At 71.7% G+C, this 15985-nt stretch carries 10 protein-coding genes; 4 read left to right on the plus strand and 6 right to left on the minus strand.

The annotated features are described in order from the left end of the window. The first annotated feature begins 137 nt into the window (after window positions 1-137). On the plus strand, window positions 138-2420 hold the full coding sequence (locus ACFYW7_RS16210; protein ID WP_389502745.1) for an MMPL family transporter: 2283 nt from the start codon (window positions 138-140) through the stop codon (window positions 2418-2420). A gap of 138 nt (window positions 2421-2558) precedes the next feature. Here the strand turns inward: ACFYW7_RS16210 and ACFYW7_RS16215 are convergent, their stop codons facing one another. Next, window positions 2559-3554 carry a CDP-alcohol phosphatidyltransferase family protein gene (locus ACFYW7_RS16215; protein WP_389502458.1) on the minus strand — a complete coding sequence of 332 codons (996 nt, stop codon included), beginning with the start codon at window positions 3552-3554 and terminating at the stop codon, window positions 2559-2561. A gap of 440 nt (window positions 3555-3994) precedes the next feature. Between ACFYW7_RS16215 and ACFYW7_RS16220 the strand changes: the two genes are divergently transcribed. Beyond that, window positions 3995-4858 carry a phosphotransferase enzyme family protein gene (locus ACFYW7_RS16220; protein WP_389502460.1) on the plus strand — a complete coding sequence of 288 codons (864 nt, stop codon included), beginning with the start codon at window positions 3995-3997 and terminating at the stop codon, window positions 4856-4858. A gap of 290 nt (window positions 4859-5148) precedes the next feature. Here ACFYW7_RS16220 and ACFYW7_RS16225 read toward each other — a convergent pair whose 3' ends face one another. The 4 genes from ACFYW7_RS16225 to ACFYW7_RS16240 all read right to left on the minus strand — a co-directional run bounded on the left by ACFYW7_RS16225 (window position 5149) and on the right by ACFYW7_RS16240 (window position 9523). Beyond that, window positions 5149-5871 (minus strand): 3'-5' exonuclease, encoded by a 723-nt coding sequence (locus ACFYW7_RS16225; protein ID WP_389502462.1) that lies wholly within the window; start codon window positions 5869-5871, stop codon window positions 5149-5151. A 106-nt stretch (window positions 5872-5977) separates the two neighbouring features. Continuing rightward, the gene (locus tag ACFYW7_RS16230) at window positions 5978-7216 is read right to left on the minus strand and encodes an SAV2148 family HEPN domain-containing protein (RefSeq protein WP_389502464.1); all 1239 of its coding nucleotides are present in this window, start codon (window positions 7214-7216) and stop codon (window positions 5978-5980) included. A gap of 118 nt (window positions 7217-7334) precedes the next feature. Then, window positions 7335-8651, minus strand: a complete 1317-nt coding sequence (locus ACFYW7_RS16235; RefSeq protein WP_389502466.1) for a copper amine oxidase — start codon at window positions 8649-8651, stop codon at window positions 7335-7337. 56 nt (window positions 8652-8707) lie between these two features. Then, window positions 8708-9523, minus strand: coding sequence for a Tat pathway signal sequence domain protein (locus ACFYW7_RS16240; RefSeq protein ID WP_389502468.1), 816 nt, complete (start codon window positions 9521-9523; stop codon window positions 8708-8710). 178 nt (window positions 9524-9701) lie between these two features. Here ACFYW7_RS16240 and glgX point away from each other — a divergent pair, with 178 nt between their 5' ends. Beyond that, window positions 9702-11810, plus strand: coding sequence for a glycogen debranching protein GlgX (glgX, locus tag ACFYW7_RS16245; protein ID WP_389502470.1), 2109 nt, complete (start codon window positions 9702-9704; stop codon window positions 11808-11810). Between the two features lie 249 nt (window positions 11811-12059). Beyond that, on the plus strand, window positions 12060-14546 hold the full coding sequence (treY, locus tag ACFYW7_RS16250; RefSeq protein ID WP_389502472.1) for a malto-oligosyltrehalose synthase: 2487 nt from the start codon (window positions 12060-12062) through the stop codon (window positions 14544-14546). Here treY and ACFYW7_RS16255 read toward each other — a convergent pair. Next, window positions 14506-15870 (minus strand): cytochrome P450, encoded by a 1365-nt coding sequence (locus tag ACFYW7_RS16255; protein ID WP_389502475.1) that lies wholly within the window; start codon window positions 15868-15870, stop codon window positions 14506-14508. The two genes, treY and ACFYW7_RS16255, sit on opposite strands and share 41 nt — an antisense overlap. Window positions 15871-15985 lie beyond the last annotated feature (115 nt).

Consider the following 15985-nt stretch of genomic DNA (forward strand, 5'->3'; position numbering starts at 1 on the left):
CCCGGGGTCCGTTGGGAGGAGTCGGAGCGCCGGGGGTTCACCGGGCAGCACGAGGAGACGCCTCTGTCCTGGCCCTACCTTCGATACGAGAGGTGGCGGCAGGAGTTGTCACCGCGCACGAGGGGGGCTGGCCCGTCATGGGGATCGGAGACACACGGGTGCGGGGCATCGCCGCGCGAGCAGGCGGCTGGAGCGCCCGCCACCGCTGGGCGGCCGTCGGGATCTGGGTGCTGTTCGTCGTCCTGGCGATGGGCCTCGGCTCCGCGGCGGGTCGGGTCGACGTCAAGGAGAGCGACCAGCTCAAGGGCGAGACACACACCGCCGCCAAGATCATCGAGGACGCCGACATCAAGGAGCCGGCCGGCGAGACGGTTCTGATCCAGGCGAAGGAGGCGGGCGCCAAGGCCACGGACACCGGGTTCAGGAGCGCGGTCGCCGCCGTCGTCGACGCGGTCGGCGCCACCGGCGAGGTCACGGACGTGACCTCGCCGTACGACACGAAGACGATCTCGAAGGACGGCCGCAGCGCGCTGGTGCAGTTCGACATGCGCGGCGACTCCGAGACGGCGGGCGAGCGCGTCGAGCCCGTGCTGAAGGCCGTGGAGCGGGTGCAGAAGGACCACGCGGAGCTGCGGATCGAGGAGATCGGCGGCGCCAGCATGATGAAGCAGTACGACGACGCGTTCGGCGACGACTTCCAGAAGGCCGAACTGTCCGCCGTGCCCGTCGCGCTCGGCATCCTGCTGATCGCGTTCGGCGCGCTGGTGGCGGCGCTGCTCCCGGTGGCGCTCGCGGTCACCGCGATCATGGCGACGATGGGCCTGATGGGTGTGGTCAGCCATCTGATGCCGATGAGCGACACCGCCAACTCCGTGATGCTGCTGGTGGGTCTGGCCGTCGGCGTCGACTACTGCCTGTTCTACCTGCGCCGCGAACGCGAGGAGCGCGAGGCCGGCCGCGACGCCGAGACGGCGCTGCGGATCGCCGCCGCGACCAGTGGCCGCGCCATCATCGTCTCCGGGGTCACCGTCTGCGTCGCGATGGCCGGCATGCTCTTCACCGGGCTCGCCGAGTTCGAGGCGATGGGCCTGGCCTCACTGATGGTCGTCGCGGTCGCCATGGTCGGTTCGGTCACCGTGCTGCCCGCCCTGCTCTCCCTGCTCGGCGGGCGGGTCGAGAAAGGCCGTATCCCGTTCCTGAACCGGGCCAAGGGGCGCGCCGCGAACGGCGCCCCGGGAACCCGTCGCCGCGCCGACGAGGGCAGCCGGTTCTGGAGTGCCGTCCTGCGCGTCGTCCTCGCCAGGCCCGCGATCTCGCTGGTCGTCGCGACGGGCGTGCTGCTCGCCATCGCCGCTCCGGCACTCGGCATGAAGACCCAACAGCTCACCCTGGACAAGGAGTTCGGCAACTCGCTGTCGATCGTGGGCACCTACAACCGGGTCAACGACGCCTTCCCCGGCGGTTCCGAGCCGGCCGAGGTGGTCGTCAAGGCACGGGACATCGACGCTCCCGAGGTCAAGGCTGCGCTCGATGACTTCCGCGCCGTGGCGATCAGTTCGGGTGCCTCACGCGGCCCGGTCGACATCAAGGTGCACGCGGAGCACGACGTCGCCTTCGTCTACGTTCCGCTTGTCGGCGGCTCCGACCAGGACAGGGCGGAGAGGAGCCTGGAACTGCTGCGCGACAAGGTGCGGCCCCAGACGCTCGGCAAGGTCGACGGCGTGCAGGCTCCGATCACCGGGCAGGTGGCAGGTTCGCACGACTTCAACGAACAGCTGGTCGGTTCGGTGACCCCGGTGTTCGCCTTCGTGGTCGTCTTCGCCTTCCTCCTGATGCTGCTCTCGTTCCGCTCGCTGACGATCGCGATCACCTCGATCGTCCTCAACCTCCTCTCGGTCGCGGCCGCCTACGGCATCCTGGTCGCGGTCTTCCAGCACGGCTGGGGCGCGTCCCTGGTGGGTGCGACGGGCGTCGGCGCCATCGTCACCTGGCTGCCGCTGTTCCTCTTCGTGATCCTGTTCGGACTCTCGATGGACTACCACGTGTTCGTGGTCTCCCGGATCCGTGAGGCACATCTGCGAGGCCGCAGCACCAAGGACGCGATCCGGCACGGGGTGGTCACCACGGCCGGTGTCGTCACCAGCGCCGCCGTCATCATGGTCGCCGTCTTCGCGATCTTCGGGACGCTGTCCATGCAGTCCATGAAGCAGATGGGCGTGGGCCTGGCCGCCGCGGTCCTCATCGACGCGACGATCATCCGCGGTGTGCTGCTCCCCGCGGCGATGGCCCTGCTCGGCGAGCGCAACTGGTACCTGCCGAAGTGGCTGGAGCGGATGCCCGACCTCACGCACGACGAGTCGGCCGAGGCCGCCTCGGTGCCCCCGTCGTCGGCGGTGGAGGGCGAGCGGGTGCGGGTCTGAGGACGGGGCCGGACCGGGTACGGCCCCGCTGACGGGCCGGCCGGAGTCCGGTACGGACGGGACGGTCCGCAGACGTGGCCGGGGTGCCTGCGCCCCGGCCACCGTGCTGTCCGCCCGGAGGGCGGACGGTGGGAGGGGTCAGGCGGCCTTGGCCACGGCGTCCCGCTCGAAGGAGTCGATCGTGCGCGTGAAGTCCCGGGTGGACAGCAGCAGTTTGTAGATGATCGCGAGCTCGAAGACAAGCAGGAGAACGCCGGAGACGATCGTGGCCTCCAGGACGGCGCCGAGGAGCGGGCCGATGATGAAGGCGCCCATCTGGAACTCGATTCCGCTCACGAGGTGGGGCCGAATCCGGTGCCGCAGCAGGAAGGAACGCATCCGCAGGAAGGCCGGGAAACGCTTGCGGAACTCCTGCTGGAGGTCGATGACCTGGGCCGTCGGGACAGCCGCGACAGCCGCCGCACCCCCCGGGATCTCCACCTCGACGGCCGCCTGCGCGGCTTCCTCTGCCTTGGTCATGTCCTGCTCGATGTCGGCCTCGGGATTGTCGCGCAGCAGGTCTTCCATGAAGGTCAGCTCGGCCTGGTTCTCGGCTCGGCGCGCCTCCCGCAGCCGGGACTTGATCTGCTTCCGCATCGAGTGGCGGATCTTGAAGATCTCCAGGGAGTTGATGTAGCGCAGGCTGTCGAGGCCGACGATGGCGAGGGCCAGCCAGATGTACAGCGTCTCCCCGGTGCGGTGGTACTGACCGGCCATCAGTGCCACCGCGCACGCGGCCACCCGGATGCGGTCGAAGACGAAGTCCAGCCAGGCGCCGAACACCGATCCCTGACCGGTCAGCCGGGCGAGCTTGCCGTCCATGCAGTCGAAGATGAAGCTCACGTGGTAGAGCACCGCGCCCGCCACGAGCCAGCGCCACTCGCCGAGTGCGAAACAGGCCGCCGAGACGAGACCGAGCAGGAACGCGCCCACGGTGATCTGGTTCGGCGTCACCTTCGTCCGCATCGCGACCTGCCTGACCAGCGGCGTCGCGACGGGGTCGACGAGGAGCACGGTCCACCATGCGTCGCGCTTCTTCTCCGTCCTACGGCGCACCTCGGCGAGAGGCGGTATGTCCCGGCGTGTGGATCGCATGGGTCAACTTCCTGACGTTCGATTGGAATTAACCCAACGTTAGGAACGTCCTCGCCGAAGGAACAAGATCCGCCTCATGCAACCTTTTCAAGGGGGTAACGGTCTCACCAGAAACCGAGTCCACGGATATTTCCGCGCACCCTGCGTTACCTGAGCGTTATATAAACATTCGACCGTTATCCAAAGTGCGCCAGGCCTTCACCGATCGCGTACAACCATGACGCGCGGGTGCCGAGGGGCTCTCGGACGGTGACATTCCGCCGACCTCGCGCCGCCTCCGGGACCCTCGGGCTCCCCCACCTGCGCCGACCGTGCTCGCGGAGCCTCCCGCACCGGGTTCGACCAGCGGGAATGCGACACTGGCCGACGGACGGCGGTACCCGACGCCGTCGTGGGCAAGGACCGCGCGGGCTGCGCGCGCGAGGACACGGAGGCGAGCGATGGACGAGGCACGGGCGCGGGACGTACTGGCCGCGGCGGCGGTGCTCCCGGGACCGGCCCGGGACGCGACGCTCCTCGCCCTCGGCGAGAACGCGGTGTTCGCGGCGGGCGACCTGGTCGTCAAGGTGGGGCGCGACGCCGAACTCCTCGACCGGGCCCGCCGGGAGCTGGACATCGCCGCCTGGCTCGCCGCGTCGGACGTGCCCGCGGTGCGGGCCGCCGAGCCCGAACCGCTGCTGGCCGACGGGCATCCGGTGACCGTGTGGCACCGGCTGCCCGATCCCGTCCGGCCCGCGGAGCCGCGCGATCTCGCCGAACTCCTGCGCGTCGTGCACGCCCTGCCCGCGCCCTCCTTCGCCCTGCCGCCCCGTGAACTGCTCGGTGGTGTGGAGCGCTGGCTGCGCCTGGCCGGCGATGTGATCGCCCCCGCCGACGCGGCGTACCTGCGGGAGCGGCGCGACGGTTTCGCCGGGGCCGCCGCCGCACTCACCCCGCGGCTGCCGCCGGGCCCGATCCACGGCGACGCACTGCCCCGCAACGTCCACGTCGGCCCGGACGGCCCGGTCCTGGTCGACCTGGAGACCTTCTCCGCCGACCTGCGGGAGCACGACCTGGTGGTCATGGCGCTCTCCCGCGACCGCTACGGGCTTCCCGCCGAGGCGTACGACTCGTTCACCGCGGCCTACGGCTGGGACGTCCGGACGTGGGAGGGCTGCGCCGTCCTCCGGGGTGCCCGCGAGACGGCCAGCTGTGCCTGGGTGGCCCAGCACGCGCCGTCCAACCCCAAGGCGCTGGCCGAGTTCGAGCGCAGGGTGGCCTCGCTGCGGGACGGCGACGAAACGGTGCGCTGGTACCCGTTCTGAGCCTGCGCCGGCTCCCGGCGGCGGGCTCCGCTCCCCGGCCGCCGCCGATCCGGCACGCGCGTCCGGGGTCCGGCACCTTCTCCCACCGTGCTCCGGCGCCCGGCGCCAAGCCGACGCGCCCTGCGACCGCACCCGGTCGACACTGACCGCCGACGGCCGGCTGCTGGCTGCTGGCTGCTGGCTGCTGGCTGCTGGCTGCTGGCCATGATCGGCGTCCGGCGTCCGGCGTCCGGCGTCCGGCGAAGGATCGCGGACCGGAGGGGCGGCGGGTCGCGGACCGGCGGGTCGGGTCAGACTCGGTGGTCCGCCAGGTCGCGCAGGGGCCAGGTGCCGTCCACCACCGCGTCCGCGTCGCCCTTGCGGCGCAGGAAGGACTGGAAGTCGGCCGCCCATTCCGCGTACCACTCGATCTGGCGGCGGTGCAGCTCGGCGGGGCCGAGGGCCGCGACCTTGGGGTGGCGGCGGGCTATCGCGCAGGCGAGCCGGGCCGCCGCGAGGGCGTCGGCCGACGCGTCGTGCGCGGCGTCCAGGACCACGCCGTACTCGGTGCAGACCGCTTCGAGGTTGCGCTTGCCCTTGCGATACCGGTCCACGGAGCGGTCGATGGTGTACGGGTCGATGACCGGGGCCGGGTCGAGGTCGCCGAGCCGCTCGCGCAGCGAGGGCAGTCCGTACCGCAGCAGCTCGGCGGAGAGCAGCGTCAGGTCGAAGGCCGCGTTGTACGCGACGACCGGGACGCCGTTCTTCCAGTAGGTGGTGAGGACGCCCGCTATCGCGTCGGCGACCTCGTCCGCGGGGCGGCCCTCGCCGGCCGCCCGCTCATTGGTGATCCCGTGCACGGCCACCGCGTCGACCGGGATCTCCACGCCCGGATCGGCCAGCCATTCACGGCGTCCTTCCGGTTCTCCGTCCCTGACCTCGATCACGGCGCCCGTGACGATGCGCGCCTCTCGCGGATCGGTCCCGGTCGTCTCCAGGTCGAAGCCGATCAGCAGCTCCCGGTGCCAGCCCATGGGTGGCCCCCCTTCTTCGTGGTGCTTTCCCCCAGTGGTCTCCACGATCCCACGAGCCACTGACAATCCGAGGACCGCGTTCCACCCGGCCGGAGGGACACCCGCTTCAGGACACTGGCCGCGAATCCGCCCAGGCCACCTCGAACTCTTCACGATAGGTCGGAAAGAGACCTTCTTCGCCTGTTTCGTCCGGTTTGACCAGTCTGCTTCCGCCGCGCAGCACCAGGACGGGCGCTTCCATGCCGCGCGTGCGGCGCAGGTACGACTGCACGACCGCGATGCCGTCGGCGCCGTCCCCGTCCACGAGGTAGGCGGTGAAGCGGGGCGTCTCGTCGTAGACCTGGATCTCGAAGGCGTCCGGATCGCGCAGCCGGGACCGGACCCGCCGCATGTGCAGGATGTTCATCTCGACAGCCCTGCTCAACTCGCCTCGCTTGATGCCGAGTTCGCGCTCGCGCCGCTTGACCGCGCTGGAGGCGGGGTTCAGGAACAGCAGGCGCACCCGGCAGCCGGACTCGGCGAGCCGGACCAGCCGGCGCCCGGAGAAGTTCTGCACGAGCAGGTTCAGGCCGATGCCGATCGCGTCGAGCCGGCGGGCTCCGCCGAAGAGGTCCTCGGCGGGGAACTGGCGCAGCAGCCGTACCCGGTCCGAGTGCACACCGACGACGTCCGCGTACCGGTCGCCCACGAGTTCCTCGACGGCGTCCACGGGCAGCCGACGCGCCGAGGGCACGTCGCTCCCGGCGCCGAGGATCTCCAGGAGCTTCCCCGCGGCCCGCTCGGCCTGGCCCAGCACGGCCTCGGAGAGAGCCCGGTTGCGCGAGACGACGTTGCGGGTGACTTCCAGTTCGTCCAGGGCCAGTTCGACATCCCTGCGCTCGTCGAAATAGGGCTCGAAGCAGGGCCAGTGCTGCACCATCAGCTCGCGCAGCTGGGGCAACGTGAGGAAACTGAGCACGTTGTCGTCGGCCGGGTCGAGCAAGTACCCCTTGCGGCGGCTGACTTCGCGTACAGCGACGGCACGCTGCACCCACTCCTGACCGGCCGGACCCGCCGCGGCGACCACCCAGTCGTCGCCGTGGACGGGTTCGTAGATGGGCCGGAGAACAGCGGCCACGACCGCGCGCAGCCGCTGTTCGACGAGGTTCAGCCAGATGTAGGCGCGCCCGGCCCGCTGGGCGCGCGTACGCACCTCGCGCCAGGCGTCGGCGCCCCAGTCCAGTTCCGGACCGATGGATCCCATCTCCATCGGCCGTGCCAGGGACACCGCGCCGGGTGGGACATCATTGGAGTTTCCCTCGTGACCATCGTCACCAGGAGGCAGCTCCAGCCCTCCCGAGCCCACCCACGCACCGCCTTCCGCTCCCCCGAGCACTTCCAGGGGCCATGCCCCAATCAACGATCAAGGAAGGGTACTCCGGGAGCGGCGAGCGGTGCAGCCCGATGCACAGGTCGTTTCCCAACTACCTTGGTTGGACTTGCCCGTTCTGGTTCGCCAGCTCCGGCGGAGTGAGCGGATTCATAGCGGTGACATCGCGCGGAGCGATGGAGAAACCCTGCCAGTGCACCGGCATGGGCTGCTGGTCCTCGTCGCGGGCGATGTGGTGGAATCCCACGTTGACCCAGACGACGGGGTGCGTGAGCGTCTGTCCGCCGACCCACTTGTCGACGGAATTCCCGTGTCCGGCACCGCAGTTGCGCAGGTTGTCGCTGGCGAACTGCTCGCACTTGTCGTACTCGGTGAAGTAGACGTCGTGCTTGGTGAAGGGCCGGCCGAGGTACTTGGTGGTCGCACCCGGGACGATCTCGTACGACCGCGCGTGGTTGTCCTTGTTCTTCCCGGAGTTGCTGACGACCCGCCACCAGCGCATGTTCTTGGCGTCGCCCGCGAGTTCCTTGGTGACCTTGGTGACCTTGGTCTTGTTGCTCGGCGCCTGGGCACCCTGCGCGGGCGGGCTGACCGTGGAGTCGTACTGCTCGACCTTGGCCTTGGACGAGCCGTCCAGGCCGAAGTTGAGCCGCCAGAAGACGTTGTGGCTGTGGCTGGTGGCGTAGTCCTTGGCGCCCCTGCCCAGCGGCCAGCCGCGGCCGTCGCCCGCGTCGTAGTCGAAGGGCGAGAGGCTGCCGGTGGCGCCGACGTTCATGTTGAGGGTGCCGTCGTCCTGGAAGCGCCACTCGGTGATGTACTCGTACCAGCCGACCTTGTTGACGGTGTAGACGAGCAGGTCCTTGCCCTGCTTCTGGAAGACCTTGTTCCCGGTGTCGGCCTCCATCCGGTAGGCGTGGCCGCGTGAACGGGTCGTGGTGCACAGGCCCTTGATGTTCGAGCCCTGCGGGTTCCCGTCGCCCGGGACCTTGACCGTCTTGATCGTTCCGCCCGGGCACTCGGCGGCGGTCATGTCGACCAGGCCCTGGCCGAAGCCGGCACCCGTCAGGTCGCTGTACTCGACCGAGCCGTCGTCGTAGGGGACGTCGATCTGGGCGAGCTTGGCGGTGCTGAGGACCTTGATCGGGGCGGTCTCGCCGGGAGGCTGGTAGGAGATGTCCTCCAGGACGAGCCCGGCCTCGCGCTCGTAGTGCCAGCACATCCGCCAGGTGGTGCCGGTGGCGAGCTTCTGCTCTATCTGGTAAGCCGCGCTGCAGTCGGGGGCGGGCGCGGGAGCGGCCTTGGGCTGGGCGACGGCCGGTCCGGCGGCCGTCGTCGCGCCGGCGGCCAGGGCGAGCACCGAGAGGCCCACCGCCGCCCGGCTGCGGGCACGGCTGTTTCTGTTGACGCGCATGAAGAAGTGACTCCTTGCGGAAAGCGTGAAGGTGGGAAGGAGAGGAAGGGCGGCGCTCAGCCGAGCTTGCCGACCTTGCGGGCGCTCAGGTCGATCACCAGGTCACGGCTGTCGATCCAGGGCCCGTTCTTGACCTTCGGGAAGAGCCGTACGCACCGGTGCTCGCCACAGGCGCCGAGGGCGGCGGGCTGGGCGCCGGGCGTCGCGCGGTAGACCATGCTGTTCAGCATCAGCTGGTCGGGCGAGGCGAGTTCCTTGCCGGTGGCGTCCTTGAAGTCGGCCTTCAGCCCGGCGCCGAGCGGGTCGGCGATCAGCAGCTTCGCGGCCTCGGTCATCTCGTCCCGGCTGATCGGCGGCTGGACACCGTGCTGCGTGCCCGTCCCCTCGACCTTCCCGGTGTCGAGGTTGACGGTCCTGGTGACGAGGGTGTCGTCCTTGTAGTCGTAGAACGTGACGTCGGCGCGGCGGGGCGCGTTCGGGTCGTCCAGTTCGGCCGTCCCGGGTTCGGCGAGGTCGACGCCGATACGCTGCGGGCCACGCTCGCCCTCGACGTCCTCACTGGAATTGAGGAGCTGCCGGTTCACCGCTATCTGTCCGACGCGGGTGATCTCGTCGTCGGTCAGCGGGTCACGGCCCTTGCCCTTCTCGCCCTGGACGGGTGCCCGCTCGACGACGCCGGGCGGTACCGCTCCGCCCTGCTCCCGCTGCGCCGCCTGCTGCTCCGCCGCGGTGCCGGCCCGGAGGCCGCCGTTCTCTTCCTCGGCCCCCGCCTCACCCGGAAGAGTGATTCCGACCATCACGGCCGTCCCGGCCACCGCGATGGCCGCTCCCGCCACCACCTTGCCCAGATGGCGGCGCACTGTCTTGCGCACATTTCCCCCTGCTCCCCCCGTGCTTTCAGGGGTCGCTCAAGTCCCACTGGTTCGGCATACGAGGTATGCCTGGTCACGGGGTAAGAGGGATGTAAGGCATAGGAGGTTCCATCACTTTCGGGAAGACTCGGCACGGACTCGCCCCCAGGGGCACGGCACTACTGGAAGAGTCATATCCATGCAGGTCTGGCCTGGCGAGGCGTATCCACTCGGTGCCACGTACGACGGTGCCGGTACCAATTTCGCGGTCTTCTCGGAGGCCGCCGACCGTATCGAGCTGTGCCTTCTGCACGACGACGGCTCGGAGACGGCCGTGGAACTGCGCGAGACCGACGCGTTCGTCCGGCACGCGTACCTGCCCGGCGTCATGCCGGGACAGCGGTACGGCTTCCGGGTGCACGGGCGGTACGCCCCCGAGCGGGGGCAGCGCGCCAACTCCGCGAAACTGCTCCTCGATCCGTACGCGCGTGCGATCGCCGGCTCCGTGAGCTGGGGCGAGGAGGTGTACGGCTACCCGTTCGGGTCACCCGACAAGCGCAACGACCTCGACTCGGCGCCGCACACCATGTCGTCGGTGGTGGTCAACCCGTACTTCGACTGGGGCGACGACCGGCGCCCCCGGACGGAGTACCACCACACGGTGCTCTACGAGGCCCATGTGAAGGGCCTGACCATGCGCCACCCGGCGCTCCCCGACGAGCTGCGCGGCACGTACGCGGCTCTCGCGCATCCGGCGATCATCGAACACCTGACGAAACTGGGCGTCACGGCACTGGAACTGATGCCCGTACACCAGTTCGTGAACGACCACCGGCTGGTGGACATGGGCCTCAACAACTACTGGGGCTACAACACCATCGGCTTCTTCGCCCCGCACAACGCGTACGCCTCCTGGGGCGACCGGGGCCAGCAGGTCCTGGAGTTCAAGTCGGCCGTCCGGGCGCTGCACGAGGCCGGGATCGAGGTCATCCTGGACGTCGTCTACAACCACACGGCGGAGGGCAACCACCTGGGCCCGACGCTGTCCTTCAGGGGCCTCGACAACGCCTCGTACTACCGTCTGGCGGACGACCCCCGCTACTACATGGACACCACGGGCACCGGGAACTCGCTCCTGATGCGCTCCCCGCACGTGCTCCAGCTGATCATGGACTCGCTGCGCTACTGGGTCACGGACATGCACGTGGACGGCTTCCGCTTCGACCTCGCGGCCACGCTGGCGCGCCAGTTCCACGAGGTGGACCGGCTGTCGTCGTTCTTCGACCTCGTGCAGCAGGACCCGGTGGTCTCCCAGGTGAAGCTGATCGCCGAACCCTGGGACGTCGGCGAGGGCGGCTACCAGGTGGGCAACTTCCCGCCCCTGTGGACCGAGTGGAACGGCAAGTACCGCGACACCGTGCGGGACATGTGGCGCGGCGAGCCGCGCACCCTCGCGGAGTTCGCGTCCCGGCTGACCGGCTCCTCGGACCTGTACCAGGACGACGGCCGCCGCCCCCTCGCGTCCATCAACTTCGTGACCTGCCACGACGGCTTCACGCTGCACGACCTCGTGTCGTACAACGACAAGCACAACCAGGCCAACGGCGAGGACAACCGCGACGGCGAGAGCCACAACCGGTCCTGGAACTGCGGTGCGGAGGGCGAGACGGACGACGAGGGCGTGCTGGCGCTGCGCGGCCGGCAGCAGCGCAACTTCATCGCCACGCTGATGCTGTCCCAGGGCGTGCCCATGCTCAGCCACGGCGACGAGTTCGCGCGCTCGCAGGGCGGCAACAACAACGCGTACTGCCAGGACAGCGAGCTGGCCTGGGTGCCGTGGCCGGAGGACGGCTCCGAGCTGCTCGACTTCACGCGCGCGATGGTGTGGCTGCGCAGGGACCACCCCGTCTTCCGGCGACGGCGCTTCTTCCACGGGCGGCCCGTCCAGGGCACGCACGACGAGCTCTCCGACATCGCGTGGTTCACCCCGGAGGGCCAGGAGATGACCCAGCGCGACTGGGGTTCCGCGCAGGCCCGGGCGCTGTCCGTCTTCCTCAACGGCAACGCGATCTCCGAGCCGGGCCCTCGCGGGGAGCGCATCGCCGACGACTCCTTCCTGTTGATGTTCAACGCCTCCCCGAAGCCGCTGGACTTCGTCGTACCGGTCGATCACGGCCGCCAGTGGCAGGTCGTCGTCGACACCTCCCGCCCGGAGGGGGTCGCCCCGGGCACGGGCGCGAAGGTCGCGGCCGGGGACCGGCTGACCCTGGTCGACCGGAGCATGACGGTGCTGCAGCGGCCGGCGTAGGAAACCGTCCCGGATCACGCGCGCGGGCCTGCGGTCGCGGGGCACGCGCGCGTGACGGACGCGAGCGGCCGGTACGGGTACGGGAACCGTCCGGACGCGGTCGGTTCCCGTCGCGTCCGGTGGACGGCGCCGGGCGCTCCGCCGGCGGGCGGCGCCGCGCCCGGTCGTGCCGCCGGGCCGGGACGCCGAGCGTGTCCATATGCGTGCGCCGATGACAGGAAGTCCGCCCGGGCGGGTACGTAGGTCCCCATGACACCTGAGCGTCCCGAACCGGTGATCGCGGACCCGGTCGTCCCCGGCCCGGTGGTTCCCGTCGTCCCGACCGCCACGTACCGGCTCCAGCTGCAGCCGGAGTTCCCCTTCCGCCGCGCCGAGGCGGCCGTGCCGTATCTCGCCTCGCTCGGCGTCTCCCACCTCCATCTGTCCCCCGTCCTGGAGGCCGTCCCCGGCTCGGCCCACGGCTACGACGTGGTGGACCACGCGCGCGTACGGGCGGAACTGGGCGGGGAGGAGGGACTGCGCTCCCTGGCGCGCACCGCCCGGGAGCACGGCCTGGGGCTCGTCGTGGACATCGTGCCGAACCACATGGCGATGGCCCCCCGCCACAACCACGCCCTGTGGGAGGTGCTGCGCGAGGGCCCCGCGTCGCCGTACGCGCGCTGGTTCGACATCGACTGGGACGCCCAGGACGGCCGGATCCTGCTGCCGGTGCTCGGGGACCGGCTCGGCGCGGAGATCGGCCACCTGAAGGTCGACGGCGGCATACTGCGCTACTACGACCACGTCTTCCCGCTGCGCGCGGGCACCGAGAAACTGCCGATGCCCCGGCTCCTCGACGCCCAGTGGTACCGCCCGGCCTGGTGGCGGCTGGCCCGCACGGACCTGAACTACCGCCGCTTCTTCAGCATCTCGGAGCTCATCGGAGTACGCGTCGAGGACCCGGAGGTGTTCGCGGCGACCCACGCGAAGATCCTTCAGCTCCTCGACGAGGGCGTCGTCGACGGACTGCGCGTCGACCACCCGGACGGACTCGCGGACCCGGACGCGTACCTGCGCCGGCTGCACGAGGCGAGCGGGGGCCGCTGGACGGTGGTCGAGAAGATCCTCGCGGACGGTGAACCCCTGCCGCCCGCCTGGCCCGTGGCGGGCACCACCGGCTACGACGCGCTGCGGCACGTCGACGGGCTCTTCACGGACGAGGCGGGCGCCAGCCAGCTCCTGGGCCGCTACCGGCGGTTCGCGGCCCCGCGGGCCGACCGGGGCGGCCACTGGGAGAGCACGGTGCGCCGGGCCGCGTACAAGGTGGTCACGCACGAGCTGACCGCCGAGGTCGACCGCCTGACCCGCGTGGTGAGCGCGCTGTGCGGCGCCTCCCCCGATCCCGCGCTGCGCGACCACGCCCCCTGGGCCCTGGGCGCCGCGCTGCGGGAGCTGCTGGTACGGCTGGAGGTGTACCGGCCCTATCCGTCCACGGACGCGTCCCTGGTGGTGACCGAGCGGGCCGCGGACGAGGCAGCCGCCGCCTTCCGGGTGCCCGAGGAGGCGCGGGCCGTGACCGTCGTACGGGATCTGGTGCTGGGGCGGGAGGGGGACGGGCCGCCCGGGGCCGCCGAGTTCCGCGCCCGGTTCGCGCAGACCTCGTCGGCGCTGCGGGCCAAGTCCGTGGAGGACACGGCGTTCTACCGCTACGTGCCCCTCCTGTCGGCGAACGAGGTGGGCGGCGACCCGGGCGCTCCCGCGGTGTCCCCGGAGGACTTCCACGCCTACTGCGCGCGCGTGCAGCGCGACTGGCCCGCCACCGGAACCGTCCTGTCCACCCACGACACGAAACGCAGCGCCGACGTGCGCGCCGCCGTCTCCGTCCTCACCCAGTGCCCGGAACGCTGGTCGGACGTCCTGGCGGAGGTGACGGACGAGAGCCGCGGCGGGGCGGGGATGCCCGATCCGCAGGTGGCGTGGGCCGCCTGGCAGACGGTGTTCGGCCTCGGCCCGGCCGACGCCGGAAGCGCGGGAGCGGACGGGAGTGCGGGCGCGGACGCGGTCTACGAGGAGCGCGTCCGGGGAGCCCTGCTGAAGCACATCCGGGAGGCCGGGACGCACACCGCCTGGACCGAGCGGGACCCCGCGTACGAGGACGCGGTGGCGGCCTTCGTCACCGGCGGTCCGTGCGGGGCTCCCGGGCGGCGCGTGGCCGCCCTCCGGGCCGGGCTGGCGCCGCATGTGCGCGCGAACGTCCTCGGGGCCGCCCTGGTCCATCTGACGATGCCGGGGGTGCCGGACGTGTACCAGGGCACGGAGGGCGAGTACCGGGCGCTGGTGGACCCGGACAACCGGGGTGCCTTCGCGCCGCGGGACAGGTCCGCGGAGAAGGTGGCGCTCACGGCCGCCGCGCTGCGGCTGCGCGCCCGGCGGCCCGACGTGTTCGGCGACTCCGCGACGTACGCGCCGCTGCCGGCCAGGGGTCCGGGAGCCGCGCACTGTGTGGCGTTCGTGCGCTCGGGCGAGGTGATCACGGCCGTCACCCGGCTGTCGCTGCGTCTGGCGGAGGCCGGCGGCTGGCACGACACCTCTCTCGCGCTGCCCGAGGGACGGTGGGCGGACGTGCTCTCCCCGGATTCGCCGGAACGGGAGTTCACGGGACACGCGCGCGTGGCGGACCTCTTCGCGCGGTCGCCGGTCGTGCTGCTGGAGCGCGTCAGCGCAGGCGCACCGGCAGCGTCCGGGGAGAGCGGCTGATCAGGCCTTCGGCGCGAGGCCGGGGGCCGTCGGCCCGGCGGAGTTCGGGGAAGACGGTCAGCAGGGCGCGCAGACCGTGTTCCGCGGTCAGCCGGGCCAGCGGCGCGCCCAGGCAGGAGCGCCGTCCCGAGCCGTACGCGAGCTCGCCCGGGTCGGCGCGGAAGGCGTCGTAGCGGTCCGGGTCCGCGAACCGTGCCGGGTCACGGCCCGCGGCGCCGATCAGGCACGCCACGGTGGCCCCCTCCGGTATCGGGCCGATCGGTTCGAGGGCCCGGCGCGGCACGATCTGCACGGGCGGATCGCGGCGCAGCGACTCGGCCCAGGCGCCGCCCGTCAGCTCCGGGCGGACCCGGATCAGGTCCAACTGGCCCGGATGGTCGAGGAGGTTGGCGAGGAACGACGCGAGCGCGCGGGCGGTCGTGTCGCCCGCCGCGCCCAGCACGGTGGCCGCGAGCCCCGTCACGGCCTCGTCCGACAGCGGTTCCCCGTCGTCCGTGGCCACGCAGAACGCGGACAGCAGATCGCCCCCGGGACGGGCCCGGCGGCGGACGATGTGGGGGCGCAGGAAGACGTCGAGTCCCGGGCGGCGGCCGCCGACGTGGTCGAGTCCGGTGCGGCACCAGGCGTGCACGCGCGCGGCGTCCTCGTACGGCAGTCCGAGCGCGGCGACGGCCGCGGCGGCGGGCAGCCACTGGCAGAACTCGGCGACGAGATCGGCCTCCCGGCGGGACGCGAGGCGGCGGGCGAGGACGTGCGCGGTGCGCTCGATCCCCGCCGCCAGGGCGTCCGGCACCCGCCCCTCCCCCTCCGGGGGCGCGAGGGCCCGGTACGCGGCGGGCGCACCGCCCTCCCCGCGGTCCGGTGCGGGTCCGGGCGGGGGCGCGACGAGCCTCGGGTCCGCGAGCGCGGCGCGCACATCGGCGTACCCGCTGATCAGCCAGGCGCCGAACGGCTCGTCGTACACGAGGGGGAAGGAGCCGCGCAGGGTGCGGTAGACCGGGTGGGGATCGCGCTCGGTGCCGGGGTCCAGCAGGCTCGGCGGTCGCCGCGTCCGCGCGGACGGACGGAGCGGGGGCACGTACGGCGTCCCGGCGAGGGGACACGACGGCACGAGCGGGGTCACCGGCCCGCCCGTCAGGACCAGGGGCGGCGATCCGGTGACGGACGACGGGGCCGCGCCGCAGACGGACAGGAGCGGCGCTCCCGAGGCGGAGAGGGGCGGGGCGCTGCCCACGGGGAGGGTCGGCGCCGGGGCCGCGACCGGCGGGCCCGCGGGGATCGCGACCGGGCCGCCTTCGCCGGGAAGGCCATGAGGACACAGCACCGCGGGCCACCACCTCGGGTCTGCGCGCGGACCCGCGCGCTGGTGTACCCGAGTCGACCACCGTGTGACCCGGACCGCAGTCCCCGTACACCCGTACGGGTGAATCGTGTACGTC

The organism is Streptomyces sp. NPDC002580, from assembly GCF_042889485.1.
In the GTDB taxonomy this organism is placed as follows: domain Bacteria; phylum Actinomycetota; class Actinomycetes; order Streptomycetales; family Streptomycetaceae; genus Streptomyces.

What these genes read in the sequence shown, in the direction of transcription:
- ACFYW7_RS16210 (WP_389502745.1), top strand. Translation starts at nt 138, where the DNA reads ATGGGGATCGGAGACACACGGGTGCGGGGCATCGCCGCGCGAGCAGGC.
- ACFYW7_RS16215 (WP_389502458.1), bottom strand. Translation starts at nt 3,554, where the DNA reads ATGCGATCCACACGCCGGGACATACCGCCTCTCGCCGAGGTGCGCCGT.
- ACFYW7_RS16220 (WP_389502460.1), top strand. Translation starts at nt 3,995, where the DNA reads ATGGACGAGGCACGGGCGCGGGACGTACTGGCCGCGGCGGCGGTGCTC.
- ACFYW7_RS16225 (WP_389502462.1), bottom strand. Translation starts at nt 5,871, where the DNA reads ATGGGCTGGCACCGGGAGCTGCTGATCGGCTTCGACCTGGAGACGACC.
- ACFYW7_RS16235 (WP_389502466.1), bottom strand. Translation starts at nt 8,651, where the DNA reads ATGCGCGTCAACAGAAACAGCCGTGCCCGCAGCCGGGCGGCGGTGGGC.
- glgX (WP_389502470.1), top strand. Translation starts at nt 9,702, where the DNA reads ATGCAGGTCTGGCCTGGCGAGGCGTATCCACTCGGTGCCACGTACGAC.
- treY (WP_389502472.1), top strand. Translation starts at nt 12,060, where the DNA reads ATGACACCTGAGCGTCCCGAACCGGTGATCGCGGACCCGGTCGTCCCC.